General features: G+C 39.0%; 15 protein-coding genes. 3 read left to right on the top strand and 12 right to left on the bottom strand.

What is annotated here, in order from left to right:
• Window positions 1-44 precede the first annotated feature (44 nt).
• From B6A32_RS17365 to hutC, 6 genes are all read right to left on the bottom strand, one after another.
• Entirely contained in the window at window positions 45-983 is a 939-nt protein-coding gene (locus tag B6A32_RS17365; protein WP_085306187.1) for an SPFH domain-containing protein, read from the bottom strand.
• Window positions 980-1,900 (bottom strand): SPFH domain-containing protein, encoded by a 921-nt coding sequence (locus B6A32_RS17360; protein ID WP_085306186.1) that lies wholly within the window; start codon window positions 1,898-1,900, stop codon window positions 980-982. The genes B6A32_RS17365 and B6A32_RS17360 overlap by 4 nt, the downstream gene beginning before the upstream one ends.
• A 65-nt stretch (window positions 1,901-1,965) precedes the next feature.
• Window positions 1,966-2,418, bottom strand: coding sequence for an NfeD family protein (locus B6A32_RS17355; protein ID WP_085306185.1), 453 nt, complete (start codon window positions 2,416-2,418; stop codon window positions 1,966-1,968).
• Window positions 2,419-2,684: 266 nt separating this feature from the next.
• Window positions 2,685-4,697, bottom strand: coding sequence for a urocanate hydratase (locus tag B6A32_RS17350; RefSeq protein ID WP_085306184.1), 2,013 nt, complete (start codon window positions 4,695-4,697; stop codon window positions 2,685-2,687).
• An 18-nt stretch (window positions 4,698-4,715) separates the two neighbouring features.
• Window positions 4,716-6,233 carry a histidine ammonia-lyase gene (gene hutH / locus B6A32_RS17345; RefSeq protein WP_085306183.1) on the bottom strand — a complete coding sequence of 506 codons (1,518 nt, stop codon included), beginning with the start codon at window positions 6,231-6,233 and terminating at the stop codon, window positions 4,716-4,718.
• Window positions 6,234-6,248: 15 nt separating this feature from the next.
• Window positions 6,249-6,959 (bottom strand): histidine utilization repressor, encoded by a 711-nt coding sequence (gene hutC / locus B6A32_RS17340; RefSeq protein WP_101685988.1) that lies wholly within the window; start codon window positions 6,957-6,959, stop codon window positions 6,249-6,251.
• A gap of 213 nt (window positions 6,960-7,172) precedes the next feature.
• Here hutC and hutI point away from each other — a divergent pair, with 213 nt between their 5' ends.
• Together hutI and B6A32_RS17330 are read left to right on the top strand one after the other, a co-directional pair.
• Window positions 7,173-8,408, top strand: a complete 1,236-nt coding sequence (hutI, locus tag B6A32_RS17335) for an imidazolonepropionase (protein WP_085306181.1) — start codon at window positions 7,173-7,175, stop codon at window positions 8,406-8,408.
• A 95-nt stretch (window positions 8,409-8,503) separates the two neighbouring features.
• Window positions 8,504-10,591 carry a GGDEF domain-containing phosphodiesterase gene (locus tag B6A32_RS17330; RefSeq protein WP_085306180.1) on the top strand — a complete coding sequence of 696 codons (2,088 nt, stop codon included), beginning with the start codon at window positions 8,504-8,506 and terminating at the stop codon, window positions 10,589-10,591.
• A gap of 27 nt (window positions 10,592-10,618) precedes the next feature.
• Here the strand turns inward: B6A32_RS17330 and rraA are convergent, their stop codons facing one another.
• Entirely contained in the window at window positions 10,619-11,104 is a 486-nt protein-coding gene (gene rraA, locus B6A32_RS17325; RefSeq protein ID WP_085306179.1) for a ribonuclease E activity regulator RraA, read from the bottom strand.
• 169 nt (window positions 11,105-11,273) lie between these two features.
• On the opposite strand from rraA, the gene B6A32_RS17320 reads away from it, so the two are divergent.
• Window positions 11,274-13,274, top strand: a complete 2,001-nt coding sequence (locus B6A32_RS17320) for a putative bifunctional diguanylate cyclase/phosphodiesterase (RefSeq protein ID WP_085306178.1) — start codon at window positions 11,274-11,276, stop codon at window positions 13,272-13,274.
• A 92-nt stretch (window positions 13,275-13,366) separates the two neighbouring features.
• Here B6A32_RS17320 and B6A32_RS17315 read toward each other — a convergent pair whose 3' ends face one another.
• From B6A32_RS17315 to priA, 5 genes are all read right to left on the bottom strand, one after another.
• Window positions 13,367-13,753, bottom strand: coding sequence for a gamma-butyrobetaine hydroxylase-like domain-containing protein (locus tag B6A32_RS17315; RefSeq protein WP_085306177.1), 387 nt, complete (start codon window positions 13,751-13,753; stop codon window positions 13,367-13,369).
• A gap of 25 nt (window positions 13,754-13,778) precedes the next feature.
• Window positions 13,779-15,107: an HslU--HslV peptidase ATPase subunit gene (hslU, locus tag B6A32_RS17310; protein WP_085306176.1), complete on the bottom strand. Its 1,329-nt coding sequence runs from the start codon at window positions 15,105-15,107 to the stop codon at window positions 13,779-13,781.
• Between the two features lie 23 nt (window positions 15,108-15,130).
• Window positions 15,131-15,649 carry an ATP-dependent protease subunit HslV gene (gene hslV, locus B6A32_RS17305; RefSeq protein ID WP_085306175.1) on the bottom strand — a complete coding sequence of 173 codons (519 nt, stop codon included), beginning with the start codon at window positions 15,647-15,649 and terminating at the stop codon, window positions 15,131-15,133.
• Between the two features lie 200 nt (window positions 15,650-15,849).
• Window positions 15,850-16,401, bottom strand: coding sequence for an SPOR domain-containing protein (locus B6A32_RS17300; RefSeq protein ID WP_085306174.1), 552 nt, complete (start codon window positions 16,399-16,401; stop codon window positions 15,850-15,852).
• 786 nt (window positions 16,402-17,187) lie between these two features.
• Window positions 17,188-19,416, bottom strand: coding sequence for a primosomal protein N' (priA, locus tag B6A32_RS17295; RefSeq protein WP_085306173.1), 2,229 nt, complete (start codon window positions 19,414-19,416; stop codon window positions 17,188-17,190).
• Between the last annotated feature and the right edge of the window lie 169 nt (window positions 19,417-19,585).

Genomic DNA, 19,585 nt, shown 5'->3' with positions numbered 1-19,585 from the left:
GGTTTTTACATTTAGCAAAAGTATTAATCATTAATAAGGCGATGTTAAAGCTTGTTATGAATGCCGGCGGTTGCTAACCATTGTTTAAAGTCGAGTAAGTTGGCTGGCAGAATAACTTTGGTTGATGCCTGGCTTAACCCTTTCATTTGTTGCAAGTATTGTTCACTTAATTGCATGTCTAAAGCTTGTTGTCCACCGGGTTGCTCAATGGCAGCCGCTAGCTTGCTGATAGAGTCGCCCGTTGCTTGTGCAATGGCTAATATTTCTGCTGCTTTACCTTCAGCGGAGTTAATTCTGCGTTGCTTTTCACCTTCAGACAAATTAATTAACTCGGTCATTTGTCCTTCTGAGCGATTAATACGACTGGCTCTATCTCCTAAACTTTTAGCTAAAATAGCGCGACGTTCTCGCTCAGCATTTACTTGCATTTCCATCGCATTTCTAACTGTTATTGGTGGGGTAATATTTTTTATTTCATAGCGATGCACTCTTATGCCCCAACTTTCACCCGCTTTATCAAGCACTTCTACCACTTTTGCGCTGATAATGTCTCGCTCTTCAAAGGTGCGGTCTAGCTCTAAAGTACCAATAACTGAACGAGTTGTGGTTTGTGCTAGCTGCATGGCTGCAAAGCGATAATCGGTAATGCCGTAACTTGCTTTTATGGCATCGATAACCTGAATATAAATAACGCCATCAACTTCAACATTAACTTCATCTTTTGAGAAACACTCTTGTGGTGGTACTTCTATTGTTTCTTCTTTTAGATCTTGGATAAACGCCACACGGTCAATAAAGGGTAATAATAAGTGAAAACCCGCTTCTAAGGTGCAACGATATTTACCTAAGCGCTCTACAATATAGGCAGATTTTGTTGGCACTAAACAAATCGCTTGGAAAAATTTATAGGCAAGAAATAAAAAGATAAATGCCCAAACGGCCAGCACAGCTAAATCTAAGGTATTACCATCAACAGCTATCATGACTTTGCTCCTTGAATATTTTCTGTTACTTTTTCCATACCTTGGAAGAAGCCTTCTAGTTTCGCTACTTCGCTTGGGACAATAGAAACATCGGCACTTTTCAATATATTGCTAGTTTGCGAAATAAACTGTTCTAATAAGCGCATTTTAATCGCTTGATCGCCACTTGGCATGGCAGCGGCTTTGGCAATTAAATTAATACCTTCTGCTGAAGCTTGAGTAAGAATGGCAATTTCTTGGGCTCGACCGTGGGCTTCATTGATTTGTTTTTGTTTGTCGCCTTCAGATAAATTAATTGCTTCTTGGCGCTCGCCTTCAGACAGGTTAATGGTCGATTCTTTTTCTGCTTCTGCTAGGGTTATTTCAGCACGCTTTTGGCGTTCAGCCTCCATTTGTTTTTCTAGTGTATGAATAACATTGTCAGACGGAGTAATATTACGTACTTCATAACGCATTACTTTTATCCCCCAAGGATCAGAAGCTTTATCTATTTCACGAACAATCGTTTCATTTAACTTGTCGCGCTCAGAAAAGGTTTGGCTCAGATTTAATTTACCAATTTCAGAGCGCATCGTGGTTTGGGCTAAATTAACGCTGGCGCGACTGTAATCTTCAATACCGTAACTGGCTTTAGCACCATCCATTACTTGAATATACACTAAACCATCAACATTGATTTGAATGTTATCGCGTGAAATACAGCTTTGGGCGGGTATATCTAGCACTTGTTCGCGGGTTTCGTGACGATAAGCAACTCGGTCAACAAAGGGAATTAAAAAATGTAAACCTGGCGCTAAAACGGCACGAAATTTACCGAGTCTTTCGATGACACAAACTTCTTTCATTTGCACTACCAGCACAAGTTTTAAAACAATAAAGAGTAACGCTAGAAATACAAATGTAATTGTAGCTAACATAGGTATTCTCCTATTTTTATAAGTGTTATTAGGTTAATTTAGCTAAGTGTTTAATGTAATTAAGACTATTTTGTTGGCTCAACCACTAATGAAATATTTTCTTTGCAGACAATCGCAGCATGCCTGCCAGCTTCGATGATAGAACCATCACTTAATGCTGACCACGTTGTACCTTGATATTCAACCCTACCTGGTTGTGTTCCCGGGCCTATTTGCTCTAATACGAGTACAGATTTTCCGTAGATATCTACTTCTTCATAAATATTTTCAATGGTCGTTTCACCGGGGAAATACCGTTGGGTAACAAAGTAGACAACAACGAGTAGGAAGGTTGCGAGGATAAACCATGTGGTTAAGGTTATTATCCAGGTATCAAGAATTTCTTGTTGAACGCCAATAGCAACGAGTAATGAGGCAATGCCTAGATTAAGTAAAATTCCGCCGGGTACGAAAATTTCTAAGCAGGCAAATAGAATGGCCAAGATAATCCATGTTTCAAAAAATAGTATGTATTCCATTACCACCTCCAAGATTAAATACTGTTAATGTAAGGTTAACAGTGATTTATTCAAAGTAGCAAGTATGACATATTATGTCAAGCAGGTTGCTTTGTTTATCTCTGAGCTTTATTGGTTAATACTTCATCTAGCCTTACAGCACATAACATTTTATGAAGATAAAAAAACCGACAGATGTCGGTTTTATTTTTTAGCTATAAACTTAATGCTAAGCAACGAGATTTAGTTTAGCAAAACTTAAGTTTTCTATTTTTAATAGACTAAAATTAAAGCGATAAGTTATCTAAAATATCATCATCAACTAAGTTAGCTAACGTTACTTTAAGCTTAGGCGTACGGGCCATTTCACGTTTAATTGCGAAGTTAGCTTCAGCGTTACGTGCCCAACTGCGACGAGCAATACCGTTGTTAACATCAAACAATAGCATGGATTTTAAACGACGTTCAGCGGCTGCACTGCCGTCAAGCAACATACCGAAACCACCGTTAACCACTTCACCCCAGCCTACGCCGCCGCCATTGTGGATTGACACCCAAGTCGCACCACGGAAGCTGTCACCAATAACGTTGTGAATCGCCATATCTGCAGTGAAACGACTGCCATCATAGATGTTTGAGGTTTCACGAAATGGAGAGTCAGTGCCACTTACATCGTGATGATCACGACCAAGAACAACAGGGCCAATTTCACCGCTATTAATGGCATCATTAAAGGCTTTAGCAATGTCCATTCTACCTTGTGCATCAGCGTATAGAATGCGGGCTTGTGAGCCAACCACTAGCTTGTTTTGCTTAGCATCTTCAATCCAAGTGATGTTGTCTTGCATTTGCTGCTGAATTTCTTCAGGCGACTCTTGCATGATTTTTTTCAATACACTGGCGGCAATAGCATCGGTCTTATCTAAATCTTGCGAATCACCCGAAGCACAAACCCAACGAAACGGACCAAAACCATAGTCAAAACACATTGGGCCTAAAATATCTTGCACGTAAGATGGGTATTTAAAATCGATACCATTTTCTGCCATCACATCGCCGCCGGCGCGTGATGCTTCAAGTAAGAAAGCATTACCGTAGTCAAAGAAGTAAGTACCACGTGCGGTGTGCTTATTAACGGCATTGGCGTGACGTATTAACGTTGCTTGTACTTTTTCTTTAAATACTGCTGGCGCTTCACGAATTAAACGATTTGATTCTTCGTAGCTAATATCTACCGGGTAGTATCCGCCTGACCACGGGTTGTGTAATGACGTTTGGTCTGAGCCTAAGTGAATAAATATCTCTTGCTCATAAAAGTTTTCCCATACGTCAACAATGTTGCCGATATAAGCAATTGAAACCACTTCTTCATTTGCTTGTGCTGTTTTAACACGGGCGACTAGCTCAGCCATATTATCGATTAACTCATCAACCCAACCTTGCTGATGACGCTTAGTTGCGGCTTTTGCATTAACTTCAGCACAAACCGTAACACAGTTAGCAATGTTACCCGCTTTAGGTTGTGCGCCACTCATGCCGCCCAAACCAGCGGTAAGGAATATTTTTCCTCGCGGGCTATCATCTTTATCAAGCACCTTACGAAAGGCATTCATTACTGTAATGGTTGTACCGTGTACTATGCCTTGTGGGCCAATATACATGAATGAGCCGGCGGTCATTTGACCATACTGAGTAACCCCTAATGCGTTGAATTTTTCCCAGTCGTCAGGCTGCGAATAGTTCGGGATCATCATACCGTTGGTCACTACTACGCGTGGAGCATCTTCTGATGATGGGAACAAACCCATTGGATGACCAGAGTATAAATGTAGCGTTTGATCGCTTTCCATTTCACTTAAATACTTCATGGCGAGTAAGTACTGTGCCCAGTTTTGGAACACGGCACCGTTACCGCCGTAGGTAATTAACTCTTCTGGATGCTGCGCAACGGCAGGATCTAAGTTATTTTCAACCATCAGCATAATCGCAGCAGCTTGCTGGCACTTAGCTGGGTAGTCAGCAATAGAACGCGCTTTTAAGTGATAACTTGGTTTAAAGCGGTACATATAAATACGGCCAAAGTCTGTTAACTCTTGTGCGAATTCAGTGGCAAGCTCTTGATGCCACTCTTTCGGGAAATAGCGCAGGGCGTTTCTAACAGCTAACTGTTTTTCTTCTCCTGATAAGATATCTTTACGTTTTGGGGCACGATTAGCATCAATAGGATATGGTTTGGCTTTAGGTAGTTCACTAGGAATACCTTGTTTTATTTCATCTTGAAAATTAATGGCTGTTTCCATTGTTATCAACTCCCCTAATTATGCTGTAAAACTAACGGTAAATGCTTGTGAACGTACTAAAGCGATCATGGCATCAATATCAGGTTTCAGTAATCTGTCTTCTTCAAGTTTTGCAACTTTTTCTCGGATTACTTGAAAGTTCTTTTCTATAATATCTGAGCATTTATTAGGGCGTCTAAACTCAATGGCTTGCGCGGCATACATCAATTCAATCGCTAAAACTTTCTCTAAATTACCCAATATTTGATTAAACTGGCGGCTTGAGATACTGCCCATAGAAACATGATCTTCTTGTCCCATTGATGTTGGTACACTATCAGCAGATGGTGGGAAACAAAGTGATTTGTTTTCGGTTACTAACGCTGCTGTAGTGTATTGTGGGATCATCATGCCTGAATTTAGGCCGCCTGAAGCAGTTAATAGGCGAGGTAAACCATGCAAACCTTCTAGTAATAAATAACAACGACGGTCTGAAATATTACCTAATTCAGCTGCGGCAATAGAAGCATAGTCAAGTACCATAGCTAACGGTTGGCCGTGGAAGTTACCACCAGAAATAGCTTCTTCGCTACTGATAACAATAGGGTTATCAGTGACAGAGTTCATTTCAATTTCTGCTAATTCATTTAAATGCTTAAAAGCGTTTCTTGAGGCGCCATGTACTTGTGGAATACATCTGAGTGAATAGGGGTCTTGTACACGATCACAGTTAGTGTGCGATGACATATTTTCAGAGCCGGTAAAGAATTCACGCATGCGCGATGCGACTTCAACATTACCAGGAAATGGTCGAGTTGCATGTAGCTCAGCTCTAAATGGTGATTGGCTGCCTTGCATACCTTCGATACTCATAGCACCCGTTAAGTCAGCTAAATCTAGCAAGTAACGCATCTTAGTTAAGCCCGTAATAGCATGCGATAAGATAAATTGTGTGCCGTTAATTAATGCCAAGCCTTCTTTTGCATGTAACTCCATTGGCGTTAAGCCGTGCTCTTTTAAAGCTTGTGCTGCAGGTACTATTGAGTCAGGTTGACCAGCGTTGCTTTGCCAAAACTCACCGACACCGAGTAAGGGTAAAAATAAATGCGAAAGCGGAGCTAAATCACCAGAAGCCCCAACTGAGCCTTGCTCTGGTACTACGGGGATAAGATCTAATTCAATAAACGCTAGCATTCTTTCAACGGTTTCTAAGCGTATACCTGAAAAACCTTTGCTTAGGGCATGTACTTTGGTGATCAGCATTAATTTTGAAATTTCTTTCGCTATTGGCTCACCAACACCTACAGCGTGTGTGATCAGCAAATTGGTTTGTAGCAGGTTGGTTTCTTCAGGGGTAATTTGTGTATCACATAATGGACCAAAGCCAGTATTAATACCGTACACCGCTTTATCTGAAGCTGCCATTTTTTCTACTCTTTGGCGGCTAACATTAATGTTATCTAATGCTTCTTGGCAAAGCTCTGCTTGGATACTGCCGTTGGCAATACCGTTAACAATATCAAGATCTAAATGGTCGATACCGTATTTAAATTTCATCTAAACGCTCCTAAACTAAAAGACTAAATGGCTACCTAAGCGGTACTTATTACCGGGTGCCGTTAATATAGCTAAGCTAACAACACCTTGGCTCGACCAAGTTCGACGTTTAACTTGCAAACAAGGGGTAGTGTTATTAATGGCTAATAATTGGTTGATGTCATCTTTAGCGATAACGGCTTCAACTTCATGAGTTGCTTCAGTTAATGGCGCTTCAGATGATAAATATTCATGAGGGGTTATTTTAGTAAAGTTTTGCTTAAGGTAATGCGGGATTAACTTTGGATTAACGAAACGTTGTTCTAGTTGTATCGGGGCATTATTCTCAAAGTGAAGTACGCTTGAATAAAAAGCAGTTTCGCCTTTCTTTAGCGCTAACAATATGGCGACTTCATCATTTACTTGTACACTTTCTAAGCTGAGTTGTTCGGCATGATATTGATGACCACGGTCGTTTATTTCATCGGCAATATTACGAATTTCTAATAGTGAAGATTGCGACTTAAAAGTGGCTACGAAGGTACCAGAGCCTTGAGAACGTACTAATAAACCTTGCTCGGTGAGTTCTTGTAAAGCACGACGTGCAGTCATACGACTGACTGAAAATTGCTCGGCTAGTTCATTTTCTGAAGGCACTTTACTGTGTTCAAGCCAGTCACCAGATTCAATATTTTCACAAATATGCTGTTTAATTATATTATATTTTGCTGTTTTTACTTGTGTCATTGTCATGCCCAATACTAGATAATATGCAGAGTAAACTTTTACTTGTATATACAATCTCATTTTTTAACGCTTAGGTCAACACTTGTATATACAAGCTTGCTTGTTAAAATACTATCAGTTAAAGTATTCGTCAGAAACATCAGTCACTAAGCCCTGCGGCCGAACTCACTCATCAAATATACATTTGCTTTAAACAGGTAATTTGGAATTTTTATGTCAATAAATACAACTGCATGGCAGACTCTTTGGATTAACGTCAATCTAGCGACCATGACCGAAGAAGCTAAGGGCTATGGCACTATTGAAAATGGCGCTATCGCTATTGCTGATGGCAAAATTGCTTGGCTAGGTTCACAAGCTCAATTGCCAAGGTTTGATGTAGATACTGTTGAGGTAATTGACGGTGGTGGCAAATGGTTAACGCCAGGTTTAGTTGATTGTCATACACATATTGTTTATGGCGGTAATCGAGCGAATGAATTTGAAATGCGCCTTGAAGGTAAGAGCTATGAAGAAATAGCGAATGCTGGCGGTGGCATTGTTTCAACGGTTAAAGCTACACGATCAGCAAGTGAGCAAAGCTTATTCCAAAGTGCTTTAAAACGTTTAACGGCATTACATCAGCAAGGTGTTACCAGTATTGAGATTAAATCGGGCTATGGTTTAGATACTGACAACGAAATTAAAATGTTAAAGGTTGCCAAAAGTTTAGGGCAAGCGCTACCCGTAACGGTATTAAAAACCTTTCTTGGCGCGCACGCCTTACCTGTTGAGTATAAAGACCGTGCAGATGAGTACATTGATCTCGTTTGCAATGACATGATACCGAAAATATCGGCTAAAAGCCTTGCGGATGCGGTTGACGTTTTTTGTGAGGGCATTGGTTTTAATTTAAGCCAAACGGAAAAAGTGTTTGCTGCTGCCAAGGCACATAACTTACCGATTAAAGTACATGCTGAACAGTTATCAAACCTTGGTGGTACTGAATTAGCTGCGCAATATCAGGCCTTGTCTTCTGATCATATCGAATTTTTAGATGAAGCTGGCATTAAAGCCATGAAAGCGGCAAATATGACTGCTGTTTTATTACCAGGGGCTTTTTATTTTCTTCGTGAAACCCAATTGCCACCCATGGACTTATTGCGTAAACATGGGGTAAATATGGCAATAGCAACAGATGCCAATCCAGGTTCATCGCCCATTTGTTCAATTCAACTTATGTTAAATATGGCATGTACATTATTTAGATTAACCCCTGTTGAGGCGCTGGCGGGTGTTACTTGTAATGGTGCGAAAGCGTTAGGGTTGTCAGCCACTAAAGGGCAGTTAGCTCTTGGCTATGACGCTGATATTGCTTGTTGGGATATCGAACAACCAGCAGAGCTATGTTATCAGTTTGGTGTTAACCCGCTAGTTAATTTAATACAAGCAGGAAAAATAGTTATTTAAGGTATAACAAAAGCTTAGCATAAATAAACCATGTAACTGTACAAAAGCAAACAGATTGATTAGTCTTAGTTAATGTTGTCGTTTTAGGTTTTTATATGGCTAGTTTCAGTGCTACACGCCTTGTAATACTTTTATTAATTAGTGCTTTATTCGGTTGTAGTTTTATATCTTTTGAGGCGAATGCTGCAAGTGAATCTTTCTCATTTGTTGAGTTTAATATTGCTTTCGTTTTAGGGCTTAGCCTACCAGTATTGCTGATTGTTTTTATTATTAAAGCTAGACCCGCCATTCAAAAAAGACTTCCTGTATTATTAACCGTTACCTTATTGGGGCTACTTTATTGTCTTAATTTCAATCCTGAAAACTATTTATATCTCAGCTTGATTTTTAGCGGTTTGATGTTTCAAACCATCAGTTATTGGTCGTGCAATTATCAATTCAACGACAGTACATCAACCATTAACCTAGTGTTGAAGCATAGCTTTTTTGTCGCGACTTTTCTGCTATTTGTATTGTTACTATGGTCGAAAATAGTGAGTACTCCTATTGCATGGGGAATTTTGGCTAGCGTACAAGTTGTGATTACTGCAAGTTATGTCTGGTTATCTCGCCACAAGAGTAATGAAGTGAATCTGCGCTCGGTATCCTTATTGATTATTAACCTTGCTTTCGCCATGAGTATTTATTGTTGGCTTACCGGGCGCTTATCATTTAATTTAATTGTCGGAATAAGTGTTGTTACCTACTTATTAGCTATGGCGAACGGTTGTTGGCATATTGTGACTACATTAATTACTCGCGAAAATGAACAAGCCGTTTTAGCCACTCAACCTCAGTTACAAGTTTCATATGATCCAACGACAAACCTGCCTAATTATCAATTTGCGTTATCTGTATTTGAACACAATATTGCAACGAATGAGTCTGCACGTTATGCCGTAATAATATGTAAGCCAACAGATTTTCAACAAATAAATGCGATACTAGGCCACCATAATTCTGACATTTTACTGTCGCAGTTGGTGTACAGCTTGCAGAAGTCGCTTACTCATAACGCCACATTACTTAACTTTTCCTCTATAGATTCACCCATTAGAATTGCACGTTTGCAAGGGCTGCAATTTTTTATGGTGATGGATGTTTCTCAAACTAGCTATAATGAAGAGATTGTTATTGAGCAACTTTGTAAAGAACTTGCTCTTGCGGTACCTGGCCCTATGAGCTTTAAAAGCTTTTCGTCATATTTTAAATTAGCGTTTGGTGTTGCCTTTGTTGGAAAAAATAGTCAAAGCGTTACTGAAGTAATAGCGTGCGCTGAAGATGCGTTATTACAAGCTGAAAAACAACAAATACTTGTTAGTTTTTTTAATCAAGAGCTCGCACTTTTTAACCAACAGCAGTTACTTAAAATGGAGCAGCTAAAATCGGCGATTGTGCAAGATAATTTACAATGGCATCTACATCCGCAAGTGAATGTTCAGAGTAAACAACTGACAGGTTTCGAATTGCAGGTGAGTTGGCAGCAACAAGACAGTGAGCTACTTAGTTTAGAGGAAATACTGCTAATTGCGGAACAAAGTGGCGATACTTATGCCTTAAGTCTACAAATAGTGAACCATGCATTTAAAGCAATTATAGCGCTTCAAAGCTTAGATATAAGAATTCCGATAGCAATAAAGCTGTCAGACAATAGTTTACTTGAACCCGATCTTGTTGATTACATTGAGCAGCAATCTAATACATATGGCGTTGATTGCGAGCTCCTTACTGTTGAGGTGCAAGAAGCTATTCTTTTAATGTCTTCACCACAAGCTAAAGCTAGTATCGATCAGTTAAAGTCATTGGATGTCAGCATTGTTATAGATCAATTTTCAGGAAGTTATGAAGCACTGCGCTATATTCGTCGTATGGCAGTCAGTGGTATAAAAATAGACTGTTATTCGTTGGCTAAAGCTACACCAGGTTCATCAGATAAAGCTATTATTAACACGTTAATAACGCTGACACGTAAAATGGGTTTACCTTTAATTGGCACGAACATTAATGTTATTGCCATTGAAGAAATGTTTATCGCAATGGGCGGAGAGTTTGCTCAAGGTCAGCGATATAGCCTAGGTATAACGCAAGAAGAGTTGCCACACTGGCTTGTAGCGTGGCGCAAGCAATATCCTGAACAGAGTTAACTAACCAAGGGGCGGTTAAGGAAACTATTACTCTAAATCTAAGGGCTCAGGTGAAAGAATAATCCCAGTGTTGTCGGCATAAATGTGATCGTCAGGTAAAAAAGTAACGCCGGCAAAGTTTATCGCGAGGTCACTTTCTCCGATATTATTCGCACTAGCGCCAACAGGAATAGAGAGTAAGCCTTGAATGCCAATATCAATATCTTCTAAGGCGTCAACATCCCTAACACTGCCATAGCAAACTATGCCTTCCCAGTTATTCTTTGCAGCTTGTTCAGCTATGTTAATATCAATAAGTGCTCTACGAGTAGAGCCACCGCCATCAATAACCAGTACTTTACCTGTACCGTCAGTGTTAACTACTTCGGCAATTAGGCCATTATCTTCGAAACACTTTATTGTCACAACCTTACCGCCAAATGAACTTCTACCACCGTAATTGCTAAATACGGGCTCAAGAACATCGATTAAATCAGTGTAAATATCACATAACTCTGAAGTGTTGTATTCCATTGTAAGTATTTCCTCATAATGTCTAATGTTAACTAGTATAACTGCTCAATACCAAGGCACAACTACTAAGCTGTTATAGCGACTAAAATAATGAAATTTATACAAACTTGTAATTCATTAAAAAACATTATTTAATAGCCAACACTATTTTTTATTAAGAGTTTTTTTTATGGCTGTTCGGGAATTCACCCATAGCTTAATTTATTCTACAGAAACTCTCATTTTCAGTATTCTTGCTTTACTTCTTCTTGCTTACTATCGTGGCCTGGGTCGCACGTATGTAAAGTACTGGATGTTAAGTTTAGTGGCGTTATCTGCCCACCACTTTTCATTAACGCTTGAAAGCATTTTTAACCAACAAGCTGTTGGTAGTTTTATTGATATATCGTTAGCGCTATTACGGCAAGTTAGCCACTATCTCTACTTTATGTTTTTAATGTTGGGTATATTTAGCGCAACAAAGCAAAAAACAATTCCTCCTAGCGTTATTACTGTAGGTTTGCTCGTTATTATTGTAATAAGTGCTACTGCAGTGCTGCCTTATGGGTTTGATAGTAGTAGTGTTTTTAATCGCTTTTATTTACGCGAAAGTATGGCTGCTTTTATTTTTGGTTGTGGTTTTATTATTGCCGCTTGTTATTTCTATTCCGCTAATATTGAACATTTTTCAGGTAAAATTTTATTGTATTTTTGCATGTTTGCAGGAGTGCGTTTTTTAGCTTTTTCATTTGCTTCTATTATTTCATTAACAGAAAGTTGGTTTAGAGAGTTAACTGAGTGGTTGATCTATGTTGATCTTGGTATTCATACTGTTTTAGGTTTTATTATACTTATATGGATGCAAGGTGCAGAAAGGCATATTGCTGATAAAGCGATTAATCGAGTAAAATATTTAGATGAACATGATGCGTTAACAGGTGCTTTAAATCGCGAACAGGTTATTGAAAAACTAACATACGAAATGAAAATTGCTGGCGACAGTGAACAAAAACTTTGTATTTATTTACTCGACATAAAACGCTTCAAATTTGTGAATGATACTTATGGTTTAAAAGTTGGAGATTTAATTTTAGGTGAAACGGCTCGCCGATTAACCGAGAGTATTTTGCAACCCAAAGTAGTTGGACGTTTGAGTGGCGACTCATTTGTGTATGTTATTGATTATACAAGTGAGCAACAACAATTGACCGCAGCTGAACATTTACATGCAATAATTGCAGATCCTTATCAAATTGATCAACATGAAGTACATCTACAATGCAGTGTAGGGTATTGTGAATACCCTAGCGATGCAGACAATGCAGACGAACTATTACAAAAATCTAATCTAGCGCTTTTTCAAGCTGAAAGTACCAATATGCATAGTGTTAAATATGAAACAGGTATGCAGGCTCACGGCCGACATTTAGTAACGGTGGAAAAAGAAATTCGTCATGCTATTGCAAATGAAGAGTTTATTTTACACTTTCAGCCGCAGTTAAATTTGAAGAGAAACCGTTTAGAGGCTGCTGAAGTATTAGTGCGTTGGCAGCATCCTGAAAAGGGGTTGTTAGCACCTGGTCAGTTTTTTGATGACATTCAAGCTTTAAATTTATTTAGTGAACTAGATAATTACGTATTAGAAAAAACATGTCAGACTATCGATAGCTGGTATAAAACTTATAAAAGGCGTATTCCTTTAGCGATTAATATTACCGCAGATGAGTTTCAGAGCCCTAACTTTATCCAAACTATACAAAAACTACTTAAAAAATATAATATTCCTCCGATTTATCTCGAATTGGAAGTTACAGAGAATGTGGTTATAACGGATATTGAATTAGTCATGAAAATTATTGTTGAGTTGCAAAGCATGGGAATTAAAGTATCGATAGATGACTTTGGTACCGGTTACTCTTCATTAGCCTACTTAAGAAGATTGCCTATTGATAAAATAAAGATAGATCGCAGCTTTATTCAAGAAGTCACCACTAACGACTCAGACTTAACCATAGTAAAAACCATGGTTGAATTATCTCATGGTTTAGGTAAGCGTGTTTTAGCGGAAGGTGTTGAGACAAAAGAACAGCTGCAGTTATTGCGTAATATTGGCTGTGATGCCGTTCAAGGTTTTTTTGTTAGTAAGCCAATTAGTGAAGAAGCGTTTGCTAAATACTTAACCAGAAAATAGCGGTAGCTAAACTCAATAACTCTTTAAGGTAATGATTATTAGACCCTGTAATACCAATTGATATAACAATAGCGTTTCGTCTATCGCTGAAATTACTTAACTTCTTTAATTTCTATCATTGCCTCACGGCTATTGCTTACTGTGCTAGTACTCGATAAGTAACGCTGCCAGCGTTGTTGGTATTCAGTCGCTAAGGTGAGTAAATAATCTTCGTTATAAATATTGCTATGGCCATCATCAAAAATGAATCGGTAGCCATGCTTGCCTACCGATTCAATGTTTAATAGCTGTACTTGCTTCTTGTGATAGACCTTAGGTATTTCACCTATTGCTTTACCTTTGTCATCAGTTGGAGCGTACACACGTAAATATTCAATACTTAACTCAATAGTTGTAGGGCTGCTTTGTTTATCCTTTTCAAAAGAAATGGATAAAGCTGAAGCAGTTTTATTGAGAATAAAGCGGCTAATATTACGCATGTATAACTCCTGTGCTAATAGTTCATTAGAGAATAAAGCGGCTTAAGTCTTCATCTTTAACTAGATCAGATAAAATATTAGCAACAAAGTCAGCATCAATGAGAATGGTTTCTCCTGTGCGATCGTTTGCGGTAAATGAAAGCTCTTCAATTAAGCGCTCCATCATAGTATGTAAACGACGAGCGCCAATGTTTTCAGTACTTTCGTTTACTTGCCATGCTGCATTCGCAATTGCTTGAATACCATCTTCACTAAATGAAATATTTACACCTTCAGTGGCTAATAAAGCAATATATTGCTCGGTTAATGAAGCATTAGGCTCGGTTAATATTCTAACAAAGTCGTTAGTGGTTAATGCTTGTAACTCAACGCGAATTGGCAAACGACCTTGTAATTCAGGGATCAAGTCAGATGGCTTTGACATTTGAAATGCGCCAGAAGCAATGAAAAGAATATGATCCGTTTTTACCATACCGTGTTTAGTACTAACCGTTGAACCTTCAACTAATGGTAGTAAATCGCGTTGCACACCTTCTCTTGAAACGTCAGGGCCAGAGCTGTCGCCGCGTTTACAAATTTTGTCAATTTCATCAATAAATACGATACCGTTTTGTTCAACGGCATAAATCGCTTTTTCTTTAATGTCGTCTTGATTAACAATTTTCGCGGCCTCTTCTTCTTGCAAGGCTTTGAAAGCATCTTTGATTTTTAATTTACGCTTTTTAGTTTTGTCACTCGACATGCTTTGAAACATGTTTTGTAATTGCGATGTCATGTCTTCCATGCCTGGAGGAGCCATGATCTCAACGCCCATTTGTGGTGCAGCTAAATCGAGTTCAATTTCTTTATCGTCAAGCTGACCTTCGCGTAATTTTTTACGGAAAACTTGTCGTGTTGAAGAGTTTTCAGCTTTTTCATCATTACCAAAACCATCGCGGGCTTGCGGTAATAAAACATCTAAAATGCGCTCTTCAGCCGCTTCTTCAGCTAAGTGCTTAACACGTGCCATTTCTTGCTCTTTGGTCATTTTAATGGCCATATCTGCAAGATCACGAATAATGGTTTCTACTTCTTTACCAACATAACCCACTTCAGTGAATTTAGTTGCTTCTACTTTAATAAAAGGGGCATTGGCTAACTTGGCTAAGCGTCGAGCAATTTCTGTTTTACCAACACCTGTAGGGCCAATCATCAAAATATTTTTAGGGGTAACTTCAGCACGCAACTCTTCGTTAAGTTGCATTCTACGCCAGCGATTTCTTAGTGCAATGGCAACGGCACGTTTAGCATCGGCTTGCCCAACAATGTGGCTATCAAGTTCGTGAACAATTTCACGTGGTGTCATATTCGACATAATAATTCCTTACAAATTTGCCGTTATAGTTCGTCAATTACGTGTTGCTGATTGGTAAACACACAAATGTCACCGGCAATTTTTAATGATTTTTCAACAATTTCTTTCGCAGAAAGTTCGGTGTTCTCTAATAGTGCAGTCGCTGCAGACTGAGCAAAGTTGCCACCGCTACCAATAGCAATAAGATCATGCTCAGGTTGCACAACATCGCCATTACCCGTAATGATCAGTGATGCGGTTTCATCAGCAACGGCTAATAATGCTTCTAGTTTGCGCAAAGCTCGGTCGCTACGCCAATCTTTGGCTAATTCAACCGCTGCTTTCGTTAAATGGCCTTGATGCATTTCTAACTTGCTTTCAAAGCGTTCAAATAGTGTGAAGGCATCAGCTGTGCCGCCAGCAAAACCAGCAAGTACTTTGCCATTATATAAACGACGCACTTTACGTGCATTACCTTTCATTACAGTGTTGCCAAGGGAAACTTGACCATCACCACCAATGGCAACTTTGCCATTACGTCTGACAGAAACAATAGTAGTCACAATTAACCTCTTACATATTGCCAACTGAGATAGTCGGCTTGTCTAATGTAGAATAGATAAGGGAGATGGAAGGCTTTTTCAAGGGAACGGCGTTTATTAATAACAAGTAGGGATTAATAAACGCAGGGATAGCTGTTAGTTCTTAGCTGTCAGCTATCAGTTTTACTATTATTTTTGCTATAGGTTGTGATCTTGCTTGCTTAATCCCAGCCCCATATTTTGCAGCCATGCACTGAATTATTTTTTAATTTGTGTTTATCTTTTTCTGCTTCACGTTTTTTCGGGTAAGGGCCCAAGTACACTTTATACCAAACTGATGAAGTGCCTGTGGCTTTACTTACTTGTGCTTCTAAACCCGTAAAAGCAATTTTAGCTTTTAAAGATTCGGCTTGTTTACGGGTTCTAAAAGACCCACATTGCATTTTGTATGGGCCTTTTTGAGTAACTTTATATTCGCCCACTTCAACTTCTTTGCTTTTTAGATCGTCTACATAAGTCCATTTTTCTTCAGGTAACTCAGGTAGCTCGGTTGTTTTTTTAGGTTTAACTATTTTAGTTTCTACTATAGGTTCAGGCTGTTTATCTTTAATACTCCATAACATATAGCCAAAACTAGGTATTGCGATAATCAAAAAGGCTGCAATTAGTTTAACTTTTGTTGGCTTACCTTGAGCTGGTTGCTCATTTTTTTTGTAGGGACTTTGCTTTTTATTTTTCGCTCTTGAGCGGGAAACGTAATCTTGATGTGCCATGGAAAATTTATACCTGAAGACTTTCGCCAATTCTAACCAACTGATAAAGAAAGATCACCCATTGAGTGTATTAATTGCATAAAACATATTCTACGCTATCTTATTTTTCTCTTTGAAATAGATTTTTATTTTTACAGGGAGGAAACAATGAGAAAAGAATGAGTAGGGATAAAGATAGTTTTTAGCTGTCAGCTGTCAGTAAGTTAAAATAAGTTTTTAATATTGGTTTTGCGGTACTTTCCTCCTGCGGTTCTCCTGTTTTTCTCCCTGTTAAAACTGTTTATGTACAAGGAGGAAACAATGAGAAAAGAATGAGTAGGGATAAAGATAGTTTTTAGCTGTCAGCTGTCAGCTATCAGTAAGTTAAAATAAGTTTTTAATATTGTTTTTTCGGTACTTTCCTCTTGCGGTTCTCCTGTTTTTCTTCCTGTTAAAACTGTTTATGTACAAGGAGGAAACAATGAGAAAAGAATGAGTAGGGATAAAGATAGTTTTTAGCTGTCAGCTGTCAGCTATCAGTAAGTTAAAATAAGTTTTTAATATTGTTTTTTCGGTACTTTCCTCTTGCGGTTCTCCTGTTTTTCTTCCTGTTAAAACTGTTTATGTACAAGGAGGAAATAATGAGAAAAGAATGAGTAGGGATAAAGATAGTTTTTAGCTGTCAGCTGTCAGCTGTCAGTAAGTTAAAATAAGTTTTTAATATTGCTTTTGCGGTACTTTCCTCTTGCGGTGCTCCTGTTTTTCTCCCTGTTAAATAGGGTTTTAGGGCGCGTGCGGTCCCCTCAACTACCAGCTTAAGTCCACTGGGTCGATATCAATTGACCATCTCACTTTAGCTTGCCACTCATTTGTTGCGCTTTGATGAATAAGTTTAAACACGGCTTGGTGCAGGTGCTTGCGTGATTTAGCCTGCAAAATTAAATGAAAACGAAATTTGCCGGCTTTTTTCTCCATTGCTGCAGGCACCGGGCCCGCAAACTGACAACCTTCGAAAGGTATTTCTGTCATGGCGCGTAAAAATTTCTCTGGATAAGAAGGGTAATTCGCTTCGGCTCTAAATAAAGCTTGAAAACTAAAGGGAGGCAATAAAGCTTGTTGACGCTCGATAAGCGCTTGTTTAGCGAAATGTTGATAACCATTGTGCACTAAATCTTGCAACAAGGGATGATCAGGAAAATTACTTTGTACCATTACTTTACCCGGTTTACTTGCTCGACCTGCACGTCCTGATACCTGCACCAGTAATTGCGCCATATGTTCAGCCGCACGAAAGTCATAACTAAAAAGTGCGCCGTCAACATCAAGCACAGCCACTAAAGTAACGTCAGGAAAGTGATGACCTTTTGCCAGCATTTGCGTGCCAATTAACAGTTGGTGCTCTTTATTACTTACTTCGGTTAATAACTTGGCTAAAGCGCCTTTTTTACGAGTGCTATCGCGATCTATACGCACGGTTGAATATTCAGGAAACAGCGCACTAATTTTTTCTTCTAACTGCTCTGTACCTTGGCCGATAGGCTTAATGCGTACGCTACCACAACTTGGACATTGCGGAGGAATACGTTTTTGGCTACCGCAATGATGGCAGATAAGTAACCCTTGACCTTGATGAAGTGTATAAGGCTTATTACAACGCTGACAATCAGCCACCCAATGACATTCTTGGCAGTTAATCGCCGGTGCATAACCACGACGATTAAGAAATATTAAGGCTTGCTCGCCGCGGGCAAGGGTGTTTTTAATTGCTTGTTTTAACGTACCAGAAAGGCCATGTTCCATTTGTTGTTGTGCTACATCAATTAAGGTAATTTTGGCTGTCGAAGCATTGCCCGCACGTTTACGTAGTTTGTGGTAATGGTATTTGCCAGTTAAGGCATTTTGCAATGACTCGAAACTCGGTGTTGCTGTACCTAAAATAATAGGAATATTAAGTTGTCTAGCCCTGAGTATGGCAATATCGCGTGCATGATAACGAAAACTGTCTTGTTGTTTAAATGAAGCATCGTGTTCTTCATCTACAATAATTAAGCCTAAATCATGTAAAGGTGAGAATATTGCCGAACGTGTGCCGATAACAATTGCGGCGCTGCCACGTTGGGCTTCTAACCAAGTTTGCAAGCGCTCTTTATCGTTCAGCCCTGAATGATGTAGGCTAATTGGCACATTAAAGCGTTGCTCGAAGCGGCTAAGTGTTTGAGGCGTTAAGCCAATTTCAGGTACTAATACTAACACTTGCTGATTTTTAGCTAATACCTGCTCAATGGCTTGTAAATACACCTCAGTTTTACCACTGCCGGTTATGCCGTCGACTAAATGACAAGAAAACTGCGACTGCATTTCTTTGACTGTAGCAACAATCATGGCTTGTTCGGCTGATAAAGTCAGTCTGTTTTCTTGCTGAAGTGCTTCTGGCTGCCAGGTAAACTTTGAGACTGGACGAGTTTTGCTATAAATAAGTTGTTTTTTTTCTAAAGCATTAAGCTGTGCTTTATTAAAACCAAGCGTTAATAGTTCAGACCATGTCATGCCTTGGTGTTGCTTGAGCATAGCTAATAACTCAGCCTGCTTCGGCGAGCGCTTAGCGGTATTGGCTTGTTCTTCTTCGGTTAATTCTGCTTTTGTTAACCAAATTTGTGGCAGTTCAACATCGGGCTGTTTAATTTGTCGTAAAAGCACAGGAAGCGCTTGTTGGAAAACATCGCCAATAGGGTGGTGGTAATAATCACTGCAGCGCTGGATAAAACTAAGTAATGTTGGTGAAAAATTAAAGTTGTCGGTAACTCTACTTAATATCGACTTTATTTTTGCTGGCGAATATTCTGTGCTTTCATCTACCGACAATACAATGGCAACAACTTGTCGAGAGCCAAAGGGTACAATCATACGTTCGCCTAAGCTGATGGGTTTACTATTCAATTCGGCAGGTACTTTATAAGTAAACAATTGGCGCATCGGCACCGGTATTGCAACTTGTACGTATATTTCTGTAGAAGGGGTTGCCAAAAATGTTGTCATATTAAAACCAAATGTTGTGCTTATTCTACTGCTAAATTACGCAATGCCAAGCCAGAAAATCGCGCTATCGGTATTTTTATGAAATAAAGTTAAGAGTTGCTTAAATTTTTAGCGATTTTTATTGCTATAGCGATAATGATCCTATAACATTCGCCTCCATTATTTTTAA

It is taken from the genome of Colwellia polaris, assembly GCF_002104515.1.
In the GTDB taxonomy this organism is placed as follows: domain Bacteria; phylum Pseudomonadota; class Gammaproteobacteria; order Enterobacterales; family Alteromonadaceae; genus Cognaticolwellia; species Cognaticolwellia polaris.
Note: the sequence above shows the minus strand (reverse complement) of the source record. Positions and strands in the feature narration are given on the sequence as shown.